The following is a 22,604-nucleotide window of genomic DNA, read 5'->3' on the forward strand; positions in this document are numbered from 1 at the left end:
GATGTCTGCCATGATCACATTGTCGTCCGTCCATAAACGGTATGGACAAGAGATAGCCGTCCGCGATGTATCGCTTCATATTCGAAAAGGGGAGATTTACGGCATCATCGGCGCGAGCGGTGCCGGGAAGTCGACGCTTCTTCGATTGATGAATTTGTTGGAGAAACCGGATGCTGGGAGCGTCACGATCGATGGCGACCAGTTGACCGAACTCTCTAACCGGGAACTACGCAAGAAGCGACATCGAATCGGTATGATTTTTCAACAATTTAATCTTGTTGCGAATAAAACCGTCTTTGATAACGTCCTCGATTCACTAAAGCTTGCCAAACGACCGAAATCATCATGGGAGACGCGCGTGATGGAGTGTCTTCGGTTCGTTGGACTCGAAGCGTATCGCGATAAATATCCTTCCCAGTTGAGTGGGGGACAAAAGCAACGTGTCGCCATCGCTCGGGCACTCGCGAGCGAACCGAGTGTACTCCTCTGCGATGAACCGACCTCTTCTCTCGACCCGAATACGACGGCAGAAGTGCTGCGTGTCCTCCAGTCGGTCAATGAACAACTCGGTGTCACCGTTGTGCTCGTCACGCATGAGATGGATGTCATCCGTCAAATCTGTCATCGCGTCACCGTCATGGCAGACGGTACCGTTCATGAGACGATTGAGAGGGAGCCGACAGGGGTGATCGCCATCGATCAGAATCCAAATTGGTTCGTCGGACAGTTACGAGAGGAAGGTGAAGCGAATGCCTGACATCTTGGTCCGCTATAAATCAGAGATTTGGCAGTCTATTGCCGAGACGTTCATGATGGTCGGGGTATCGATTCTTGCCGCTATTCTAGTCGGATTGCCACTAGGCACGTGGCTTTACCTTTCGCGTAAAGGACAATTGTTAGAGAATCAAATCGTCTTCTCCGTCCTTAACCTGGTCGTGAACATCGTCCGGTCTTTCCCGTTCTTGTTACTCGTCGTGTTTTTGATTCCATTTACACGACTCATCATCGGGACGGCCATCGGAACGGCGGCGGCGACGGTGCCGCTCTCCATCATTGCCATTGCGCATTATGCGCGCCTCGTCGAACAGTCGTTGATCGATGTTCCGCGCGGTGTTGTAGAAGCGGCGCTTTCGATGGGAGCGTCGGTGAAAGACATCATCTTTAAGTTTCTTTATGTGGAAGCCCGATCTGGTCTCGTCCTTGGCTTGACCACATCCATCATCAGCTTTATCTCGTACTCGACGATTATGGGGGTCGTCGGGGGCGGTGGCATCGGTGACTTTGCCATCCGTTATGGATATCAACAGTTTCAGACAGAACTCATGCTCTATATGATTCTCATCATGCTCGTCTTCGTCCAGTTGATTCAATTCACGGGCACGACCGTGGCGCGAATCATCGACAAACGTTAAACAGAAAGTAGGAAATGAATATGAAAAAATTGATGGCACTTCTGGCCTCACTCACACTTGTCCTCGCAGCATGTGGGAACGATACAGAAACACAAACGGAACAGGCAAATGAACCACAGACATTGAAAGTCGCATCACTCATTCCACCGATGACAGATATGCTTGAAATCGCGAAAGAACAGCTCGCTGAAGACGACATCGAACTCGAAATCGTTGTTCTCGGAGACAACGTCCAACCGAACTCGGCACTTGCAGCGAAAGAAGTCGATGCGAACTTCTTCCAACACGTTCCGTATATGGAAGAGTTCAACCGTAGCAACGATGCGAATCTCGTTCCCATCGAACCGATTTATTTCGCAAATTATGGTGTATACGCAAAAAACTATGACAAGATGGAAGACATTCCGGAAGGCGCGACAATCGCCATCGCCAACGACGTATCGAACATCGACCGTTCGCTCTCCCTGCTCGCACAACATGATGTGATCGAGCTCGGAGAGAAAGAAGGCACGTACTATACGCAGGCTGATATCACATCGAACCCGAAAAACTTCAAATTTGAAGAAGTCGATTTATTGATGCTCGCGCGCGCGTACGATGACGTCGATGCGGTCTTGATGACACCGGCTTACGCGGCACCACTCGGTTTGACACCGAAGAGTGACGCACTCTTAACAGAAGGTGTCGAGAACGATTTCGCCATCACCCTTGTCGCACGTGAAGACAACCAGGATGACGAAGCGATCCAAAAACTCGGCGAAGCGCTCACAAGTGACGAAGTCCGTGCATTCCTGCAAGAAAACTATGATGAGACGGCCATTCCGGCGTTTTAATTAATTCCGTAGTCAACGTAAGATATCTTGTTCAAACGAAGCAATGACTTGTTGCACCACGCGTAGATAGTCTTGGTCAGATTGAGCTGACTCGTAAAAGAACCAAATACCGTCTTCATCTGAAGAATGACTGCCCAGCCTTCGTCGTGCGTCGACGTCGATATCATGGGCGGTCATTTTTTGTGGGCTAATTTGTTCTCCCCAATATGTTTGAAAGTCAGTGGGCGGAGCTTGAGCCAATTCGACGATGAACGAGCCACCATGCCGATTGAATTGAAAGGTGACTAAATCAATTCGGTCAGATTGCATGCGCCGAAAGTGAGGAAACGATCCTTGGAATTGATGTGACCGCAAATAAGGAACGACTTCCCGTTTCAAGAAGGCAATCATGTCTTTTCGTTGTTGGGATAGCATGAGAATCTCCTTTAAGTAGTTTAGTTAGAATATATACAAAAATCGGATTGAGCGCATGCTCAACCCGATTTAATTAATACTCTTCGTATTCACGAGGATCTTGGTCATCGATGCGACCATCCGGCTTCGTCAACGCATTGAGCGTCTCCATCTCTTCATCGGTCAATTCGAAGTTGAAGATATCGAGGTTCTCTTTTTGGTGCAACTCGCTAGACGAGCGGGCGAGCGGGATGACCCCAAGTTGCACGTGCCAACGCAAGATGACTTGAGACACGCTCTTTCCTTTTTGTTTGGCGAGCTCGGTGATCTTTTCGTCATGGATGACCGTACGGGCGCGACTGAGCGGGCTCCACGCTTCTGTGATGATGCCGCGTTCTTTATCGGCTTTCCGCTGCTCGACTTGCGAGAAGTACGGATGTAGCTCGATTTGGTTGATGACCGGTGTTTCTCCCGTCTCTTCAATCAAGCGGTCAAGGTGCTCCGGCATGAAGTTCGAGACCCCGATAGAGCGGATCCATCCGTTTTTCTTCGCCTGAATCAAGGCACGCCATGCCTCGACGTACTTGTCTTGTTTCGGGTTTGGCCAATGCAAGAGGAACAAATCCCAATAGTCGAGGTTCGCTCGATATAGGGACTCTCGAATCATCTCGAGCGCCTGATCGTAGTCATAATATTGCGCGCGCAGTTTCGATGTTAAGAAAAGTTGTTCACGCGGGATGCCGGATTGGCGAACCGCTTCACCAACCGTGCCTTCATTATCGTAGCGAATCGCCGAATCGATGAGTCGATATCCGTTCCGGATGGCGCATGTGATGGCGTCGACCCCTGCTTCACCTTTCAAATAAACCGTCCCGAGTCCGATGGCCGGAATCTCATAACCGTCATGTAGCTTGATTGTTGGAATACCCATCAAATGCCTCCCCATTCAAAATCCGTTCTCTTCTCCGCTATTCCACTTTCCTTGGAAATGAAACGTTTGAATGTGAGGTCAACGTCGAAACGCTTTGATCAAACCTTCTGCTAAATCGAGAATACACACGATGATGATGGTGAGTAAGACACTCCAGACGCCCCAACGACTGATTGTTTCAAGGTCGGCGTTGATTTGCTCAGCAATCAACGGGAGCGCTTCGGTCGAAATTAGATCGGGTTGCAGCATAATGAGCGCTGTGACGACAATCCATACGATATTGAAGAGCGCGTTCCATAAGGCGAGCGGCTTTGTCCAATGTCGAACCATCCATTTGTAAATGGCGATGGCGATCCCAAAGGCGGCCAGGGCGATGACAAACGGGAAGAATTGATCCAAGACCGACGCATTGAGTAGCGGATAGGATTCACTATCTGTGACAACACGAATCAACTGCTCGGCGTTGACATACAATACGACCATCAGAACGGTGGCGATAAAGTCAAACAAAATCGAACCAAAATAAATCGAGGTCGAACGTGGTTTTACTTTCTTGAGTTGTTCAGGTTTCCAACTAGAGAAAGGGACTTCGCCCTCAGGTACGGCACGCTCGATGATGAAGAACGTGAGGGTGATCCAGAATAGCGTCTGAACGACGACATTGAAGATGGCCGCCCCAGTTTGAAGGAATGCTTGAATCAAGAATTGACTCCAAGACGTGTCGTCGATGGGATTGGTCAAATAACCGATGATGGAGAGAATGGTGACAACCGTGACGGCAACCGGTAAGACGATTTTGATGATGTTCACGTACTGTGTGAAGAGAGCAGGACCGATGAGGTAAAGTGGTCGGTTCGCGTAGCGAGCAGCGAGGATATGAGGGTCGCCGAGTTGGCGCAATGCTTCAAATAAAGCCGCTTCAGACGAGTCATTTCCAGTCATGTCATCAATGGTCGATTCCAATTCGAGTGCGACGTCTTGCCGCATCGACTCTGGGATTCGAGAGGTGACTTCATCGATATACACATCACGAAGATTCATGATCGTTTCCTCCTTCAATTAGACGGATCAATGTTTTCGACATGTTCATCCATTCCACGTACAACTCATTCAAAATATCCATTCCGTCTGTGCTGAGCACATAGTATTTACGAGGTCGACTCTCCGTCGTGTCCCAGGAACTCGTGACGAGTCCTTGTTTTTCAAGTCGACGTAAGAGCGGGTAGAGCGTACTCTGGTCAATGTTGATGTCGGCATCAAGTAGCGCTTGAACGAGAGAATAGCCGTATTGAGGTGTTTTCAACTGGCTGAGCACCGCAATCGTCAACGTGCCGCGCCGCAACTCTGTCACCAACGAGGCTTTTATATCGGACATTTTTTCGCCTCCTTCATTCGTTTATCTTTATACTGTATATCATACACTATAAGTTATCATACATCAATATGAATAAAATATATTGAGTTATTTCCTGGTTTTGGGATGATAAAGGGGAGGTGATGTTGATGAAGTGGTGGTGGATGGTTGGCGGTGTGGTGATCGCCAGTTTATTGACGATCAATGCGCAGTGGTATGGGAATGCGGCGACGTTTGGGGTACCGATTGGCTGGATCATCATGCTGCTAGTCTTGGCACAGTTTCGAAAGCCGACATCGACTCTTTGGGCGGCGTCGGTCGGAGTGATAAGTGTAGGGGCGGCGATTTTGCTCTCGATTCCGAGCTACTCGTTAGCTGAGGCAGAAGAGGTGTTGAGCAAAACATACAATGACGTGGCGTACGTGGAAAGCGTTCCGACGACCGGAGGAGAATGGAATCCATTCTCCCCTCGAGTAGGCTATCGGTTTGAGACGGAGAGTGGAGACTCGATTTTATTCATCCCGGACTCGGGGAAGACGTTTGAACTGTAAAAAAGACTCGCTCTCATGATAGAGGGCGAGTCTTTGTGTTAGTTGCGAATCATGTAGTCGAAGGCGCCGAGTGCGGCTGTCGCACCAGAACCCATCGAGATGATGATTTGTTTGTAGGCACTGTTCGTGCAGTCTCCTGCCGCGAATACACCTGGGACGTTCGTCGCGCCATGACGGTCGACGACGATTTCCCCGAAGTTGTTGCGTTCGACCGAGTCGAGCCAGTCCGTGTTCGGGACGAGACCGATTTGGACGAAGACGCCTTCAAGTTCGACATGATGTGACTCGTTCGTCTCACGAGACACATACGAGATGCCGTTCACTTTGTCCGTACCCGTGATTTCTGTCGTCTGAGCGTTCGTGATGACAGTCACGTTTGGGAGACTGTGAAGACGATCTTGTAGCACTTGGTCAGCCTTGAGTTCAGGAGCGAACTCGAGGACCGTTACGTGCTTGACAATCCCTGCGAGGTCGATAGCGGCTTCGATACCGGAGTTACCGCCACCGATGACCGCGACGCGCTTGCCTTCGAAGAGAGGGCCGTCACAGTGTGGGCAGTAAGCGACCCCTTTGTTTTTGAACTCCGCCTCACCTGGGACGTTGACGTTACGCCAACGTGCACCCGTCGAGAGGATGACACTCTTACTCTTCAAGACAGCGCCGTTCTCGAGTTCGATCTCGACGAGGTCCTTTTTTTCAAGACGTTTCGCGCGTTGAAGGTTCATGACGTCGATGCCGTACTCTTTGACGTGCTCTTCAAGGCTTGCAACAAGCTTTGGACCTTCTGTATAAGCGGTACCGATGAAGTTCTCGATCCCCATTGTGTCCATCACTTGGCCGCCGAAGCGCTCTGCGATGATTCCGGTACGGATTCCTTTACGAGCCGCGTATACGGCTGCGCTCGCACCCGCTGGACCGCCACCTACGACGAGGACGTCATACGGGTCTTTGTCCGAAAATGCAGAAGCGTCAGGACCTGTACCGAGTTTCGCCAAGATTTCTTCGAGTGACATCCGACCGTTACCGAACGATTCTCCGTTTAAGAAGACCGTCGGGACAGCCATGATCTCTTTTGCTTCCACTTCATCCTTGAACGCGGCTCCATCGATCATCGTGTGCGTGATGTTCGGATTGAGGACGCTCATGACGTTTAGCGCTTGCACGACGTCAGGACAGTTGTGGCAGCTGAGACTGATGTACGACTCGAAGTGATATGTGCCTTCGATATTTTGAATTTGTTTGATTGTATCCGCATCGACTTTCGGCGCGCGCCCGCTCACTTGGAGGAGGGCGAGGACAAGTGATGTGAACTCATGTCCGAGTGGAATCCCCGCGAAGACGATTCCTGTCTCTTCGGATGGACGATTCACGCTGAAGCTCGGTGTACGCTCGAGTGTCGCGCGTTCGACCGAGATGCGTGATGACATGCTGGCGAGTTCGTTGACGAGCTCGAGCATCTCGTTTGAGACTTTGTCTTCCCCAGCGCTTACACGGAGGACGACATCGCCCTCCATGAGCTGGAGATATTGGTCGAGCTGTTGTTTAATCGCTGCTTCTAACATGCAATCGCTCCTTACAATTTACCGACGAGGTCAAGGCTTGGGCGGAGTGTTTCAGAACCCTCTTCCCATTTCGCTGGGCAGACTTCGCCTGGATTGTTGCGTACGTATTGTGCTGCTTTGACTTTGTTGACGAGCGTGCTCGCGTCACGGCCGATGCCGCCAGCGTTGATCTCGACAGTTTGGATGACACCATCTGGGTCGATGATGAACGTACCACGGTCTGCGAGGCCGTCTTCTTCGTTTAAGACATCGAAGTTGCGTGAGATGACGTGTGATGGGTCACCGATCATGATGTACTCGATTTTTCCGATTTTCTCAGATGTTTCGTGCCAAGCTTTATGTGTGAAGTGTGTGTCTGTTGAGACAGAGTATACTTCTACACCGAGGTTTTTAAGTGTAGCGTACTCGTTTTGAAGGTCTTCAAGTTCAGTTGGGCAGACGAATGTGAAGTCAGCTGGGTAGAAGCAGACAACGCTCCATTTGCCTTTGAGGTCGTTCTCTGTAACTTCGAGGAATTCACCTGTTTGGAATGCTTGTGCTTTGAATGGTAGTACTTCTTTGCCGATTAATGACATGGGTTATGTCCTCCTTGTTTTTTTACTCTAGCGTTTCTATCTCGACTAGAATAATTATAATGTAATACTAACTTCATATAACGAGCTGAAATTGTCAAGGCGTTTGCATGCTTTGAAAATATAAGGTGTATCAAAAGATTGTCTGTATTTGGCTTAATAAAAGCAAAGAAAACGATTACATAACGATCGGTATTTTTCTCGCTATTTTCTTATTTTGAAAAATAAAAATCATGAGTATAGTTGATAATATTTTGGAAAGGGTTATACATTTTCTCGTCGGAAATTGGAGGATTATCAATTACATCAATAAAACAACCTTAATCACAAGTAGCGATTAAGGTTGAAGAATTTGCTGTATGATTTTTTCTCGATACAAAGCACGGTCTTTACTTTTCCGAAGTCGAGCATGACAGTTAGGGCAAGTAGCTATTACTTGTTCAGGGAGAGCCAATCCCTCATCGGATTCTTTATATAATGAGTAAAGTTCTAAATAAGGCCCTTCTTCAGTATCAAATGGTGCGGCTTGACCGCATGCTTCGCAGTGATTATTTGCTCTCGCAAGCACATAATAATATAAAGCCGCTGTCTGCTCCCTCACTTGGCGCTTTCGAATCGACATGCTTAATCCAGTCGCACGCTTAGGGTCACGATTGGCAATTCGTTCGAGTTCCACAATTGATTTGTCCCTCATAGTTGTTGCATATTCGTGAGATTCTTCCTGTACGACGTGGAGAGGTTCGAAAGCAAAAACGATGACTTCTCGCTGATTTTGATGTTTGTCGATTCCAAATTGAATATCATAGCCAATCAAAACAAGTTGGTCTACGAAACGATAATTTCCTTTTCCGAGAGATTCAAATAGATAAACATCCTCACCATTTTCGATGTGATGGAGAAGCGCCTTGTTACCGAAGGAGAAGGTTTGATTTCCTTCTTGTCCTTCGCCACTATAGTAGAACAAACCATCTTCTTCGCTCCAGCCATTCTTATATCCAAATTCTTGATCCATTCCACTATCAAAAATAAAAATAAGTTTATGTTTGTTAGGTGTACTGATTCCTCGTTGACGGCTTCCGCCATATTGATCATGGATGAAGGAACGTCTATACACTTTGTTTTTTTCGAACAGCATAAAGCACCTCATTTCCAGGTTTTTCTTTTAAATAGAGTGTAGCATGCTTTTTTATTAAAAACGAAAAAGACAGAGGACTCCCTCTGCCTTCACCGTCACTCCGCCATCAACGCACACACCGCATTCGAATACGCTACCGGATCTTCAATCGGTAACCCTTCAATAAGGAGGGCTTGTTGATACAAGAGGTCTGTATATTGTTTCGCTTTCGCTTCATCTTCTTTATACACACGTTGGAGTGTCTGGAAGATGGCGTGGTCGGCATTCACTTCGAGCACTTTCTCCGCTTTCATGCCGCCGCCGTTTGGCATCGCGTTCAAAATCTTCTCCATCTCGATTGAGACGTCACCCGCAACCGTCAAGCAAACCGGATGCGACTTGAGACGTGTCGAGGCACGCACTTCTTTGACGCGGTCTCCAAGCTCTTCTTTCATGAATGCGAACAAGTCTTGGTTGTCTTCGTTGAGCGATTTCGCTTCCGCGTCATCGAGACCGAGATCGCCGCTCGCGATCGATTTGAATTCTTTGTCTTCATACGACTGAAGCATCTTGATGGCGAACTCGTCGATCTCTTCTGTGAAGTAGAGGATCTCGTATCCTTCTTCTTTCAAACGTTCTGCTTGTGGCAAGAGGTCGATGCGATGAATCGATTCGCCTGTCGCATAGTAGATATACTTCTGATCTTCTTTCATCCGCTCGACGTACTCTTTGAGCGATACAAGTTTCTTCTCGTAAGAAGAATGGAAAAGAATCAAGTCTTTCAGTTCGTCTTTGGCTGCGCCGAACTGGTCATACACGCCGAACTTCAATTGGCGACCGAACGACTCATAGAACTTCTCATAGTCCTCACGCTCGTTTTGGAGCATCTTCTCAAGCATGCCTTTGATTTTCGACTTCACGTTCTTCGCAATCACGCGAAGTTGGCGGTCCTGCTGTAACATTTCACGGGAAATGTTGAGGGAGAGGTCTTCTGAGTCGACCATCCCTTTGACGAAGCCGAAGTAATCCGGCAAGAGGTCGGGTGACTTCTCCATGATCAACACGCCGTTCGAGTAGAGCTCGAGCCCTTTCTCGAATTCTTTCGTGTAATAGTCGAACGGAACCGTTGACGGGATGTAGAGGATTGATTGATAACGAATCGTCCCGTCGACGTTCAAGTGAAGGTGCTTGAGTGGCTCATCAAAGCCGTAGCGTTTCTCGTGATAGAACGCCTTGTAATCTTCGTCAGTCAACTCGCTCTTACGCTTCCGCCAAATCGGCACCATGCTGTTGACGGTCTCTTCTTCCTTGTAATCCTCATACTCTTCTGAGTCCTCTTTTTGACGATGTTTCGTCACATCGAGTTTGATCGGGTAACGGATGAAGTCCGAATGCTTCTTGATGAGTGAGCGAATCTCGTATTCTTCAAGGAATGACGAATACACATCATCTTCTGTGTCTGCCTTCAAGTGGAGCGTAATTTCTGTACCGATGTCCGCTTTGTCTGTCGGCTCGATCGAATAGCCGTCTGTGCCTTCTGACTCCCATACGTATCCTTGATCACTGTCAATCGAGCGAGTCCGCACGGTCACGCGGTCAGCGACCATGAACGCGGAATAGAACCCGACCCCGAATTGACCGATGAGGCTATGGTCTTCTTCCATCTTCGTCGCCTGTTTCATGGCGAGTGAACCGCTCTTTGCGATGATTCCGAGGTTTGTTTCGAGTTCTTCTTCTGTCATCCCAATCCCTGTATCGCGAATCGTGATCGTCCGTGCTTCTTTGTCGAGTTCAATTTTGATGAAGTAATCGTCTTTGTTGAACTCGATGCTTTCGTCTGAGAGGGCACGATAATACATCTTGTCGATGGCATCACTCGCGTTCGAGATGAGCTCACGCAGGAAGATGTCCTTATGTGTATAAATTGAGTGGACCATCAACTCTAAAATTCGTTTCGATTCCGTTTGAAACTGTTTCTTTGTCATGATCGTTCTCCTTTTGATGTCTATATTTTGGCACTCTGCTAATAAGAGTGCTAACACTATTGATTATCCTAATTTTTAGGAAGATGTCAACCGAGATTGAAGAAAAGATTGACGAGGACGTAGGTTTCGCATATAGTTGAGTACATGCGATGAGCTGGTCTATGTAAGACGGCGGACATTCCCTTGAGGAGCACGTTGTGGAGCGTGGTCCGTCGCGGTAGACTTTCGAGAGCACCTCTAGTGAGAGGTGCTCATTTTTATGTATACAACTAGCCTCCCTTCAAACGAAGGGAGGCTTTTCTTATGCCCGGATGGATGTGAGGAACATCTCTTTTAAAGCATGCAATTGTACGGCCGGTTCGATATCGTCCTCTAAATAACTGATGTGCGACTTCAACATGATGTTGTTGCCGAACGTCCCGAACGTATTGATGATTGTGACGACGGTCACCTTCACATCGATATCCGAGCGGAATGAACCGTCTCGTTTCCCATCTTCGATCAAGGGTTCGAGTGTCTGCATGATCTGTCGTTGAACGTCGATGTATGTCTCGATTCCAGGAAGAGGTGAGGCGACGAGCGATGCATAGCTCTCGAACGCCTCTCGGAAACGGGCATGGTTCGTCCGTTCCAACTGCATCTCGAAAAAGTGGTTCAAGATGGCCTCGAGCCGCTCATATGCGCTGCCTTCCCCATGCATGAACTGTTCAAATCTCTCGAGTGTGGGCTGTAGATTCTTGACGGCTGCCGCGACGATCAATTGATCTTTCTTCGGGAAGTAGCGAAACAGTGTCGCCACCCCAATCCCTGCCGCGTCCGCGATGTCCTGCATCTGAACCTTCTCAAAGCCATTCTCTATAAATAAGCGTTCTGCCTCTTGGATAATCAGCTGGATTCGTTCTTCTTTGTTTTGTTGTCGTTTACTCAATTCCATCACCTCATTGTCTGTCCCTAGTATATCGTCTTCGAGCAGTTTCGTTGAGATTAATGTCACATCCAATTATGATTATGATAGTTAGACTATCATAATTTAATGAATGGAGCTGGGACAATGCGTTTACAGGGGAAAGTAGCGGTCATCACAGGGGCAGGAAGCGGTATGGGAGAGTCAACGGCACGCCTATTCGCCAAAGAAGGGGCGACGGTCGTCGCAACAGATATCAATGAACAAGGAGTAAACAATGTAGTCGAGTCGATTCGTGCACAAGGTGGGGAAGCCATCGCGGTGAAGCATGACGTGACCTCACGTTCGAGCTGGGAGGACGTATTCGCAGAAGTGGAAGCGACGTGTGGCAAATTAGATATTCTCGTCAATAACGCTGGAATCGCACTTGCGAAACCGTTCTTGGAACAGACGGAAGAGGACTGGGCACGCACGTATCGCATCAACATCGATGGGGTCATGTTAGGGACACAGTATGCGATTCCGCTCATGACAGAGAATGGCGGAGGATCAATCGTCAACATCTCCTCCATCTCTGCATTGACCGGTATGGCGGGTGCCGGGGCATACACGGCCTCAAAAGGTGCGGTCCGTTCTCTCACGAAAGCAGCGGCCGTCGATTACGGGAAGCAAAATATTCGGGTCAACTCGGTGCATCCTGGGTATATCGTGACACCGATGAGTGCGCCGCATATGGAACATCCGGACTATAAGCAGCACTTCTTGAATCAAATCGCTTTGCCGAATCTCGGACAAGCGGATGAGGTGGCGGCAGCCGTCCTATTCCTCGCGTCAGACGAAGCGAACCATATTAGCGGGATCGAACTTCCGGTAGACGGTGGCGTGACGGCGAAATAACACCATGTGGATTTAGTTCTTCTGAACTGAATCCTTTTTTGTATTCTTGAGTCGTAACTGTCTATACTAACTAGGAGGTAGTTTCGTTATTTAGGAGGGATTAGATGAACTGGTATTTAGATGATGCACATGCATTGCATCGAGCAGCTCCTTATACGTTTTATATACCGAGCACAGCGGTCTTGAGCCGATTAAAAGTCGATGACTATGTGAAATTGATTTTTGCGACTGATGTTGCTGAGCCTGATGGGTATCGGGGAGAACGGATGTGGGTCCGAATCACATCGGTCAACGGTAATCAGTTTGAAGGTGTGCTCGATAATGAGCCGTATCGTTTACCGATCACGTTAGGTACCGTCCTTTCGTTCGGGATGGAGCATATTTGTCAGACCGAACTTGAAGAGCCAGCTGAGGATGAGTGGGATTATTATATGGATACGCTTGTGACGGTCAGTGCGGATGTGTTAGAACGTGAAGAATTTCATTTTATGTTGCGAGATGAGCCACATGAGGAAGGGGATTCAGGTTGGTCCTTTTTGAGCGGATATGAAGATGATGCTTACTTAAATGATGCAGATCATTTTCACATCGTGTCAATCGGTGTCATCTTGAATATCGATGACTCTATTCTAACGTTAGTTAACCAGCCACCACTTTGTGTGTATGAACGTAACGAGGATGGGACGTTTCAGGAAATTGAAGATTTCGACTGGGATGGGTATTTGAATGGCTAACAAAAACTGTAACTTAGGAATGGAAATCTAATTTTAGATGGGTAAGAGTATGGATGGATAAAACGGAGTTGTTTTAGCAAGTCCAACTTCAACTTCGATCTTCTACCTGTACCAGTAAATAGTTCATTTGTTTAGATGAGGGAAGTCTTGAGGACCTTTATCAGAAATTGAATCAATTCAATGAAGCGTGGGATGAGGATGATTGAACAGTTCAAAATGACGCGAATATGGGAAGACGATTTCGCAATCGAAGTGATGATGACGCTAAAAGGAAAGTGGTGCGAGGTTACCGTGAACGAGTATGTCACAGCATCCGATATCAACGCCGTTATCTCTTCGTTACGAGCGTTCAATGAACGGAATGGGAAGTCTCCGGAGATGTGGATACTCAACCTTCCACTCGTCCGTCTCTCCTTGACGTTCGCGCTTGCGAATGCAAGAGGGGTTGTTCAAGTCAGCGCCGCAATCGAGCAAAGTAAAGGTGATGGCGGAGACATGAGCGCAACCTTCTCGTTTGAGACGACAATGGGACAGATGGATGATTTGCAGCGACAACTGTCGGCATTCTTGGCACGCGAAACCAATTCGGTCGAATCGCTTCGCCCAGAGTAAGTGGTCAGATTAAAACGAAAAGGCGGGTACGAAAAGTGAAAACTTAATTCGAGATGGAACGGATTTGGATGGATGAGACTGAGCTGTTTTATCAGGTTAGGCTACAGCTCCATGCATCCGTCTGTTCGAGCAATCAAGATGTATATATACAGGACGAGACATTGCAAGAACTGATTGACTCAATCGATGGATTCAATAACATATGGGGAAAGAATCCCGTGACTTGGGAGTTGTTGGACCCGGATGCGGATGACCAAAAAATCAGCCTCACGTTCTCATTGATTGATCGGACAGGGACGATTCAAGTCGACGTCTTCATCCATGACGAGTGGCCACACGATTCGTTCGACCACTTCCATGCGACCTTCAAGTTCAGAACGACAATGGTCCAGCTCGATGACTTGAGCACTCAAGTCAAACGATTCATTCGTCGTGAGACCGACCATGTCTCATCACTTCGACCAGAATAAAGCAGCCTGAGACGACTCAGGCTGCTTTTTAGTACCATTCTTTCGGTTCGTAATTCAATTCGCGGAACAACTGCTCGCGCTCTTTTTTCGAAAGGTCGCGCCATTGTCCAGGCGGGAGTTTTCCGAGCGTGATGTTCATGACGCGTACACGTTGGAGGCGGAACACTTCGTATCCGAGCGCCTCACACATCCGACGGATTTGACGGTTGAGTCCTTGCGTGAGCGTGATATTGAAATCGAACTTCGAGAGCGGACGGACTTTACACGGTAGCGTCTTCTGTCCGAGGATTTTGACGCCGGCTTCCATCTGTTCGACGAACTCCGGTGTGATTGGCTTATCGACCGAGACGATGTATTCTTTCTCATGCTCGCCTTCGGCACGAAGAATCTCGTTGACGATATCGCCGTCGTTCGTCATGAGGATGAGACCTTCTGAGTCTTTATCGAGACGACCGATGTTAAAGATGCGGAGCGGGTGGTTGACCATGTCGACCAAGTTCCCTTTTACTTTTTTCTCTGTCGTACTCGTGATCCCGACCGGCTTATGGACGGCGATGTAGACGTTGTTTCGGGCAACCCGTGCGACAGAACCGTTGACGAGGACTTCATCGCCCGGTTTGACCTGGTCGCCGATTTTTGCTTTCTTCCCATTGATGGTGACGCGTCCCTCTTCGACGAGACGGTCGGCTTGGCGACGGGACGCCTTGCCTGATTCACTGATGAATTTATTGATGCGCATGTGTACACGTCCTTTGTTTGGCTTCGTCCTCTCACTATAACGCATTTTATAGACTCTCGAAAGCGGGAAACGAACGGGAGAGGAGGGATGACATGGAGGCAGTACGACTGTTACAAGATGCGATCCGATTTCAACAAGCACTGTGCGATACAACGTTCGGGAAAGAATTGATTCCAGAGGCATCACCTGTCCTTTGGTACGGGCGACCTGGTCCGAATCAATGGCTGACCATCGGGACGAATCCGTCTCGCGGCGAGTTTTTACATCGTGACGGGACATTGAGAACGGGGCAACACCAAAAGTTCTATTGGCGGGACACACTTTCGTTTGACGATTACCTCGGAAATGAAGAGGCGCTGCAACAAACGCTCGAACGGGCATCGGTCTATTTCGAGTCGGGGCGCGCGACGACGAACTGGTTCGGGAAACCGCATGGCGCCAAACTCGAGGCACTCCTCAACGGGATGGGGCGTTCGTTCTATGATCATCCTGCAGCTGTCATCCACGTTGATTTTTTCAAGTTTGCGACATATGAACAGATGGGGAAGATGAGGACCGGGCGCCACTGGATGGAACATCCGACCTCAATCGAACTGTTGGAGCGGACGATTGCGTACATCAAACCAATCCGTATCATCGTGCTCGGACGGGATAACTGACGTGCCTTGAACGGTTTTTCAACAATCGGAAGACTGTCTGCATATCCCGCCGTCACCTATGAAATCGGACGCCATGATTCAGGTATCCCGATGATCGGCCTCCATATGAAGCCTTCAGAAGTGTTCGTTGGGCTCGGGAATGGCCGTGATTCAAACGGGCTACATTACGGGTCATACGCGAAGCGCGAGCACCTTTTAAAAATCGGAGAAGCGATTGACACGATTATGGACGAGTGGCTGGCGGATGGACGCGTGTGATGCTTCCCCAAAAGTTGAATTCGTTGAAGTCGATGTAGCGCACGTCCTTCGAACGATTATCGAGCACGGCTAACAAGATGACGTCCGGGACCCCCCGTTTTTCAAACTGTAAGTAGCCGACTCCCGTGACGGAATGATTTTTATAAAAGCCGTTCGCCATATTCAGCACAAACGGGCGTCCTGCTTTCAGCTCACGCTCAAACGTCGACCATTTCCAAAGATAGCGGGAACTGCCTCGACCGTCGTACCCGTATCGCTTCCACAGTTTCGTGATGATGGTGGCGATTTGTGTCGGCGGTGTCCCTTTCTCGTCTTTGAAATGGTGCCTGAAGGCGATCTCGCGCACATCTTCTTGGATCTGTGTCACATCATCTGGGATGTTCGCATACCCATGATCTCGATAGAAACGGAAGATGGCGGTGATCGACGTCAACGTACAGTTGTTCTTGCCGTTCTCGAACTGACGTTGGAGCAAGACGGGCACGCCTTCAATCTGTACAGAGCGCTTTAATGTCCAGCGTCCGTGATAACGATCGTTCACATAAGCTTCCGGGTCGATGATCCCGGCATAGCCGTTGTTCGCAACCTCGAGTTGTCCTGCAAATGGGTGCTCCATCTCGGTCTCCCTCCTTTTCTTTTAGTATACAAAGGACGCCCCATCTCATAAAAGAGAAAGGGCGTCGTTTTCGTTAAAACACAAGATGTGCGATGCCGACGATGATCGGAAGGGTGATGAAGGTACGTAACAAGAAAATCAAGACGAGGTCGAGGAATGAGATCGGTAGTTTTGAACCGAGCAACAAGCCCCCGACTTCTGACATATAGATGAGCTGGGTAACCGACAACGTAGCGATGACAAAACGCGTCAATTCACTCTCGATGCCGCTTCCGAGAACGGCCGGCAAAAACATGTCGGCGAAACCAACGACCATCGTTTGAGCGGCTTCCGATGCCTCAGGCACTTGAAGGAGCATCAAAATCGGTTCGAACGGCTTTCCGAGGATAGTGAAGAACGGCGTATATTCTGCGATGATGACCGCAATCGTCCCGACTGCCATGACGACAGGGAGGACGCCGATCCACATATCGAGCACGTTCTTGAAGCCGTCTTTGAGCGTCTCTAGGAAACTTTTACTCGAACGTGACTTTTGTAACGCCTGAATTAACGCCCACTTACCGAGTGACACGTTCGCGGGTACTTCTTCTTCCGGTTTGAGCTCCGTCTTCTCATAAGCCGTGTCTGCCTTTTTAGATAATGGATAAATCCGTGGCATGATGAGAGCGGCGACTAGTCCGGATAAGACGATGGCCCCGTAGTAAGGCAAGAAGTATTGGTCGAGTTCGACATACTGTAAGACGACGATGGTGAAGGTGATGGAGACGACGGAGAATGTCGTCGCAATGATCGACGCTTCCCGTTTCGTGTAATAGCCTTCCTCGTACTGTTTTGTCGTCAGTAGAATCCCGATCGTCGCATCCCCGACCCATGAGGCGAGCGAGTCAAGTGAGGCGCGTCCTGGCAAGCGGAAGAGCGGACGCATGATCTTCATCAAAAACGTCCCGACGAACTCGAGAAGTCCAAAGTTCAATAAGAGCGGTAACAACATACCGGCAAAGAAGAATGTCGCAAATAAGATTGGAATCAAATCAAAGAGCAATAAGCCCCCTGTAAATTCTGACGTGATCATCTCTGGTCCGAGTGTGAGTAGCGTCATGACCCCGGCGATGAAACCGATCACGCGCATGACGAACCAAAACGGTGTCACGCTAAACAGTGCGTTGATGGATGGTCGCTCCATCATAAAAGCAGGACGTGCCGTAAAAAGTAATAATGAGCCGACAATCGAAATCCCCATCATGATGACGGCGAGTGTCGGGACGAAATCCCCAATCCAGTCAATCAGCAGATTGGATAAGAAGGCGACTGGAATCGTGAAGCCTTCCTCTGATGAGATTGGTACGATGAAAAACATGATCCCGATGAGTGATGGAATCAAGAACTTAAAGAAGTCTCGACTCGAAAAAGAAGGTTTCTTTCCGTCTGGTGTTGATGAACCATTCATGATGCATTCCCCATTTCCCCGAAGTGTTTGTGCTGTCTATGTATCCCCATTACACATCCAGCCGTTATTGAAACGTATTTCTTTCTTAGTATAAAAAATATGACCAGGTGCTATCAACAACATGCGGAAATTTTCTGAAAAATACAAGGTTAAATACTAGGCAAAACATTCGTATTCAATCAAACCATTTAGTATGATGACGGCGAGTCCAACAAATTCAAGATATTTAGAAACTTCATTATAGAGATAGGAGAATGCATGATGAGATTGAGTGTGTTAGACCAGGCGCCGGTCACGTCGGGTCATACAGGAGAACATGCGCTTAACAGCGCGGTCGAGCTCGCACAAGTTGCAGAAGAGTTAGGATATTACCGTATGTGGATGGCGGAGCATCATGGTGGCATGTCGTTTGCCAGCTCGGCTCCAGAGGTCATCACGGCTTATCTGGCAGCGAAGACGAACAAGATTCGTCTCGGGTCCGGAGGCATCATGATGATGCACTACTCGCCACTCAAGATGGCAGAGGTATTCAAGACGCTCAGCGCGCTCGCTCCAGGACGGATCGACTTTGGTGTCGGACGTGCGCCAGGCGGTGATGCGAACGCGATCTATGCGATGTCACAAGGGCAGAAACCGATGATGGATGGACTTTACGAGAAACTCGATACGACGCTTCAATTGATTAAAGATGAAGCCCCGGACGAACGATGGTATAAAAATACACCGGCTGCTCCGACTGGTGTCAGCCTTCCAGAAGCGTGGTTACTCGGTTCGAGTGGGAACAGCGCCGTGCAGGCCGGACGGATGGGGCTGGGCTATTCGTTTGCCCAGTTCTTTAACGGACAATTGAGTGCCGATACGCTCGACACATACCGTCACCATTTCACGCCGTCTGATTTCATGGAGAAACCGGACATCAGTGTCACGTATTTGGTCACGACGGCAGAGACGGAAGAAGAGGCAGAATATTTGGCCCGACCTTCTGATTTGTCGCGTCTCTTCTTGATGCGTGGTCAATTGAGACAGCTGTTGAGTCCGGAAGCGGCCCACGACTATCCGCTCACGGAGGTCGATAAAATCCATATCGCCAACAACCGAGCCATCCACCTCGTAGGAACGCCGAAACAAATTGCGGAACAGTTACGGGATGAATCGGAACGTTACGGTTTCGATGAGGCGATGATTTGTAGCATCCAGCATAAGCAGGAAGATCGCCTGAACGTCTATCGTCTCTTGGCGAATGAATTGCTTTAATCCGGAGAGCACCTTCTCAAGTACGAGAGGGTGTTTTTTTATAAGAGAAAAACGTTTCCCCATTTTTTCAAAGGTTTTCTCCATAGTTTGAGCGAAACCAACTACACTATAAGAAAAAGGAACGGGTGGAGGGATACGATGCAACGGATGAAAGGCGACCCATATTATCTATTCGAGCTGTTCACACGCTTGTATCGAATGGTATTTCTAATGGAAGTGACAGAAGCAGGCTATCGTTACGTAAATGTGAGCGAACAGGGGAAGGTGGCCTCTTCGCTTCCAAGTGATGTAGAAGGGCGGTATTTACATGAGATGTATCGCTCGGAAGTGGTCGAGGAATTGATTGAACATTATGATGCGGTCGTTGAGACAGGGGAGCCGGTCTACTTCATGTCGCAAATGAACATCGACTCCAATACGGCCCGATTCGCTTCTTCTATGCTTGTACCGATTGAAGATGAGGATGGATTCGTTCGTTATGTACTCGGTTTGACAACTGATTTATCCGAGGAGGCGGAGATCAAGTTGTTAAAGAGTATCGAGCATATGGACTATTTGACCGGTATGCCAAATCTGATGAAAGTCAAATTGGAGCTCGACCAGTTGTTCGAGCAACATGACACCGAAGAGACGAGCGTCATGCGCCTTCACATCAACCGTTTCAAGATGATGATGTCGCTTCAAGGTGTGGAGCGCTCGAATCAGTTGATTAAAGACATCACACGTCAATTGGCGAATACGCTTCCGAAAGGTTCAATTATCGGTCGAGTAGACGGTGAAGACTTTATCGCGGTGTTACCTCACACTCCAATCCGGTTGGCATACATGTACGCCGAGCATTTGCTTGACGTGATTGCAGATCATTCGTATCAAGTGGCGGAGGCCGAATTCCCGTTATCGAGTTGTATCGGGATTGGTGCCGGTACAGCGGATGCCGACCGTGTCATCATGAACGCCTCCACGGCTCTGTTGGAAGCGCGTCAGACGGGAAATCAAACGATTCGTTTATATGAACACGATGAGTACGTGCAGCGTTACATCGATGAGATGATGATCGAAACGGAACTGGTCAAAGCGTTGAAGCTAGATGAGTTATACATGGTGTATCAACCGAAAGTGTCGATGGACGGTGCGATTCATTTTGAGGCACTCATTCGCTGGGAGAGTCCTGTTCTCGGATTCATTTCACCTGAAACGTTCATTCGTGTGGCTGAACAGTCACTCTTGATCGAAGACGTGACACGATTCGTCATGAATCGGGTATGTCAGGATGTGTCGTCACAACCTGAGCAGTTTGAAGGGCGCCGCGTGGCTGTGAATGTCTCACCGAATTTATTTCATGAACACCATATGAATGAACTGGTTGCGATCATTGCATCGTACGGTCTTGTGCCAGAACAATTTGAGTTTGAGGTGACCGAGCACACGTTGATGCATGAACCGGTAGCGGCGATCAAAACGGTCGAATCGCTCAAACAACAAGGATTTCGACTGTTGATTGATGACTTTGGGGTCAGTTATTCCTCGTTGAATTATTTGAAGTTGTTCGAGATTGATGGAATCAAGATCGACCGGTCGTTCGTCGCGCAACTCGATCAGGAGAGCGGCATGAAAGAGTATGAAATCGTCAAACTGATTGTCTCGTTGGCTAAAAAGCTAGAGTTAGAGGTGACGGCTGAAGGTGTGGAGACTGAAGAACAATATCGGATCTTACGTCAGCTCGGCTGCGATGAGATTCAAGGGTATTTCTTCAGTCGTCCGATGCCGCTCGCGGAGTTAGAAGAGGCGCTCGGAATCTTGTATTCCCATCAGATGATGTTATCGAAGATCGAGCAGCCTGTGCAGTTGTTGCATCCTTCTTTAGATGAGCGTGAATTGCAACGACTCAAAGCGATATTACGATTGGAAATTTTAAATACGCCACAAGAGGAACGATTTGACCGGATCTCCCGATTGGTCGCACAAACCTTCCAGATGCCAATCGCATTCATTTCGATCATGACGACAGACCAACAGTGGTTCAAATCGTGTTTCGGTATCGAGCTCGAATCCGCTCACCTCAAACGGGAATGGACGTTATGTAATCGGGTTGTCACATCAGAGTCTCCGCTGGTGATTGAAGATGTTGCGGCAGCAGCGATTGAAAGTGACAGTCCTTGGATTGACCGAATCGGATTTTATGCAGGTGTACCGTTGCGGACGAAGCAAGGTCACGTCATCGGCACACTTTGCGTAGTGGATGGGCAGGCGAGAACGTTCTCAGAAGAAAACTTGAAGGCGCTCGAATCGTTTACGCATTGGGTCATGACAGAGATCGAGCACACGGAAGTCTCGAGAAGACAAATCACGCGACAACAATCAATCGAAGCATTGTATGAAGCGACGGCATTGCGTGTACCGTTCCAAGATCAATTGGCCCGGGTTCAAGAAATTTTATTGGAATGGGTCGGTTACTCCCACGGGGTCATCTTCTCGATTGAGCCTTCGCATCGTCTTCTAGTAGAGCATGGGGTCTCTCGTTTGACTTGGGGGGAAGAAGAACTGCATTCCCTGCATCAATTGACAACGGTCGGCGCGCAAACGCTTCAGGAAGGTGATCTGATTGTAGACGGTATCGAATTCACGAGGCTAGTCAGTTTTCCTTTGACGCATGCGCATCAAGTGTTTGGCTGGGTCGTTCTTCTCTCGGAGCAAGGCAACTTGAATGATCATCTCGACGAGGAAACGTTGCAAGAGTTGACAGGGACGGTACGATTGCTTGCACGATGGATGGAGAACGGGATTCGAAAGGAACGGAAACAACGCGAGATGATTCGAATCGCAAAACAAGATCAGCTGACCAAACTGTATAATCGTCATACGCTCACGACCGATTTATACAAAAATATGCACCGGACGCCATCGATTACATTGATACTCGTCAATTTAGACGATTTTACAAGAATCAACGATCAGTATGGGCACATGATAGGGGATGAAGTGTTAATTGAAATCGCACAACGATTAAATGAATTCGTCCAGCGTGTTGGGGGTCAAGTCTACCGTTTCTCAGACGATGAATTTGTTTTGGTGCAAACGGGTTCACTAAGTGGGGTTGAGCAGATTAATGAAGTTATTTCCCAGGGAATACACGCGTCGAATGGTGAAGTCATTCATCTTACAGCAAGTGTTGGCGTCACCCTGGTCCAGTCGACCGACACCGTCGATTCGGTTCTTCAAAAAGCAGATGCAGCGATGTATATTGCAAAGAGCAATGGAGGAGACCAGTGGTTTCAGTATGATGGATATTCGGATAAGGGGATTTGAG

24 protein-coding genes are annotated in these 22,604 nt (G+C 48.5%); 12 read left to right on the plus strand and 12 right to left on the minus strand.

The window, feature by feature from the left end:
- Positions 1-10 precede the first annotated feature (10 nt).
- From BV910_RS00800 to BV910_RS00810, 3 genes are read left to right on the plus strand one after another with little or no spacing between them, the layout of a single operon-like run.
- Positions 11-757, plus strand: coding sequence for a methionine ABC transporter ATP-binding protein (locus BV910_RS00800; protein WP_078146000.1), 747 nt, complete (start codon positions 11-13; stop codon positions 755-757).
- On the plus strand, positions 750-1,412 hold the full coding sequence (locus tag BV910_RS00805) for a methionine ABC transporter permease (RefSeq protein ID WP_078146001.1): 663 nt from the start codon (positions 750-752) through the stop codon (positions 1,410-1,412). Before BV910_RS00800 ends, BV910_RS00805 begins: the two co-directional genes overlap by 8 nt.
- A gap of 20 nt (positions 1,413-1,432) precedes the next feature.
- Complete coding sequence (locus tag BV910_RS00810) at positions 1,433-2,245, plus strand: MetQ/NlpA family ABC transporter substrate-binding protein (RefSeq protein ID WP_078146002.1); 813 nt, start codon at positions 1,433-1,435, stop codon at positions 2,243-2,245.
- Positions 2,246-2,257: 12 nt separating this feature from the next.
- Here BV910_RS00810 and BV910_RS00815 read toward each other — a convergent pair whose 3' ends face one another.
- The 4 genes from BV910_RS00815 to BV910_RS00830 all read right to left on the minus strand — a co-directional run bounded on the left by BV910_RS00815 (position 2,258) and on the right by BV910_RS00830 (position 4,944).
- Positions 2,258-2,659, minus strand: coding sequence for a DUF4304 domain-containing protein (locus tag BV910_RS00815; RefSeq protein ID WP_078146003.1), 402 nt, complete (start codon positions 2,657-2,659; stop codon positions 2,258-2,260).
- Positions 2,660-2,732: 73 nt separating this feature from the next.
- The gene (locus BV910_RS00820; protein WP_078146004.1) at positions 2,733-3,569 is read right to left on the minus strand and encodes an aldo/keto reductase; all 837 of its coding nucleotides are present in this window, start codon (positions 3,567-3,569) and stop codon (positions 2,733-2,735) included.
- Between the two features lie 78 nt (positions 3,570-3,647).
- Entirely contained in the window at positions 3,648-4,610 is a 963-nt protein-coding gene (locus tag BV910_RS00825; protein ID WP_078146005.1) for an HAAS signaling domain-containing protein, read from the minus strand.
- Positions 4,597-4,944 (minus strand): PadR family transcriptional regulator, encoded by a 348-nt coding sequence (locus tag BV910_RS00830; protein WP_078146006.1) that lies wholly within the window; start codon positions 4,942-4,944, stop codon positions 4,597-4,599. Before BV910_RS00830 ends, BV910_RS00825 begins: the two co-directional genes overlap by 14 nt.
- Positions 4,945-5,072: 128 nt before the next feature.
- Here BV910_RS00830 and BV910_RS00835 point away from each other — a divergent pair, with 128 nt between their 5' ends.
- Positions 5,073-5,474: a hypothetical protein gene (locus BV910_RS00835; RefSeq protein WP_143404739.1), complete on the plus strand. Its 402-nt coding sequence runs from the start codon at positions 5,073-5,075 to the stop codon at positions 5,472-5,474.
- Positions 5,475-5,512: 38 nt separating this feature from the next.
- Here the strand turns inward: BV910_RS00835 and ahpF are convergent, their stop codons facing one another.
- The 5 genes from ahpF to BV910_RS00860 all read right to left on the minus strand — a co-directional run bounded on the left by ahpF (position 5,513) and on the right by BV910_RS00860 (position 11,635).
- A complete protein-coding gene (ahpF, locus tag BV910_RS00840; RefSeq protein WP_047795758.1) occupies positions 5,513-7,036 on the minus strand; it encodes an alkyl hydroperoxide reductase subunit F in 1,524 nt (507 codons plus the stop codon).
- Between the two features lie 11 nt (positions 7,037-7,047).
- The gene (ahpC, locus tag BV910_RS00845) at positions 7,048-7,611 is read right to left on the minus strand and encodes an alkyl hydroperoxide reductase subunit C (protein ID WP_015880295.1); all 564 of its coding nucleotides are present in this window, start codon (positions 7,609-7,611) and stop codon (positions 7,048-7,050) included.
- Positions 7,612-7,945: 334 nt separating this feature from the next.
- Positions 7,946-8,743, minus strand: coding sequence for an SRA domain-containing endonuclease (locus BV910_RS00850; RefSeq protein WP_078146008.1), 798 nt, complete (start codon positions 8,741-8,743; stop codon positions 7,946-7,948).
- A 95-nt stretch (positions 8,744-8,838) separates the two neighbouring features.
- Positions 8,839-10,707, minus strand: a complete 1,869-nt coding sequence (gene htpG, locus BV910_RS00855) for a molecular chaperone HtpG (RefSeq protein WP_078146009.1) — start codon at positions 10,705-10,707, stop codon at positions 8,839-8,841.
- A 301-nt stretch (positions 10,708-11,008) separates the two neighbouring features.
- Entirely contained in the window at positions 11,009-11,635 is a 627-nt protein-coding gene (locus BV910_RS00860; protein ID WP_078147881.1) for a TetR/AcrR family transcriptional regulator, read from the minus strand.
- A 123-nt stretch (positions 11,636-11,758) separates the two neighbouring features.
- Between BV910_RS00860 and BV910_RS00865 the strand changes: the two genes are divergently transcribed.
- From BV910_RS00865 to BV910_RS00880, 4 genes are all read left to right on the plus strand, one after another.
- Complete coding sequence (locus BV910_RS00865) at positions 11,759-12,508, plus strand: SDR family NAD(P)-dependent oxidoreductase (RefSeq protein ID WP_047795764.1); 750 nt, start codon at positions 11,759-11,761, stop codon at positions 12,506-12,508.
- Between the two features lie 104 nt (positions 12,509-12,612).
- Positions 12,613-13,242 (plus strand): immunity protein Imm33 domain-containing protein, encoded by a 630-nt coding sequence (locus BV910_RS00870; protein ID WP_078146010.1) that lies wholly within the window; start codon positions 12,613-12,615, stop codon positions 13,240-13,242.
- A gap of 192 nt (positions 13,243-13,434) precedes the next feature.
- Positions 13,435-13,854, plus strand: coding sequence for a hypothetical protein (locus tag BV910_RS00875; protein WP_143404740.1), 420 nt, complete (start codon positions 13,435-13,437; stop codon positions 13,852-13,854).
- A gap of 68 nt (positions 13,855-13,922) precedes the next feature.
- A complete protein-coding gene (locus tag BV910_RS00880; protein ID WP_240499771.1) occupies positions 13,923-14,324 on the plus strand; it encodes a hypothetical protein in 402 nt (133 codons plus the stop codon).
- Positions 14,325-14,352: 28 nt separating this feature from the next.
- On the opposite strand, the gene rluF is transcribed toward BV910_RS00880, so the two are convergent.
- Complete coding sequence (gene rluF, locus BV910_RS00885; RefSeq protein WP_015880301.1) at positions 14,353-15,063, minus strand: 23S rRNA pseudouridine(2604) synthase RluF; 711 nt, start codon at positions 15,061-15,063, stop codon at positions 14,353-14,355.
- A gap of 92 nt (positions 15,064-15,155) precedes the next feature.
- Here rluF and BV910_RS00890 point away from each other — a divergent pair, with 92 nt between their 5' ends.
- Together BV910_RS00890 and BV910_RS00895 are read left to right on the plus strand one after the other, a co-directional pair.
- A complete protein-coding gene (locus BV910_RS00890; RefSeq protein WP_078146013.1) occupies positions 15,156-15,722 on the plus strand; it encodes a hypothetical protein in 567 nt (188 codons plus the stop codon).
- Positions 15,723-15,728: 6 nt separating this feature from the next.
- Positions 15,729-15,980 (plus strand): hypothetical protein, encoded by a 252-nt coding sequence (locus BV910_RS00895; protein ID WP_078146014.1) that lies wholly within the window; start codon positions 15,729-15,731, stop codon positions 15,978-15,980.
- Here BV910_RS00895 and BV910_RS00900 read toward each other — a convergent pair.
- Positions 15,946-16,596, minus strand: coding sequence for a C39 family peptidase (locus tag BV910_RS00900; RefSeq protein WP_078146015.1), 651 nt, complete (start codon positions 16,594-16,596; stop codon positions 15,946-15,948). The two genes, BV910_RS00895 and BV910_RS00900, sit on opposite strands and share 35 nt — an antisense overlap.
- Before the next feature lie 73 nt (positions 16,597-16,669).
- Positions 16,670-18,043 carry a YjiH family protein gene (locus BV910_RS00905; RefSeq protein WP_078146016.1) on the minus strand — a complete coding sequence of 458 codons (1,374 nt, stop codon included), beginning with the start codon at positions 18,041-18,043 and terminating at the stop codon, positions 16,670-16,672.
- A gap of 261 nt (positions 18,044-18,304) precedes the next feature.
- Here BV910_RS00905 and BV910_RS00910 point away from each other — a divergent pair, with 261 nt between their 5' ends.
- Positions 18,305-19,297 (plus strand): LLM class flavin-dependent oxidoreductase, encoded by a 993-nt coding sequence (locus BV910_RS00910; protein ID WP_078146017.1) that lies wholly within the window; start codon positions 18,305-18,307, stop codon positions 19,295-19,297.
- A 138-nt stretch (positions 19,298-19,435) separates the two neighbouring features.
- Positions 19,436-22,603: an EAL domain-containing protein gene (locus BV910_RS00915; RefSeq protein ID WP_078146018.1), complete on the plus strand. Its 3,168-nt coding sequence runs from the start codon at positions 19,436-19,438 to the stop codon at positions 22,601-22,603.
- Position 22,604 lies beyond the last annotated feature (1 nt).

Origin of the sequence: Exiguobacterium sp. HVEsp1 (assembly GCF_002009685.1) — a bacterium.
GTDB lineage: Bacteria > Bacillota > Bacilli > Exiguobacteriales > Exiguobacteriaceae > Exiguobacterium > Exiguobacterium profundum.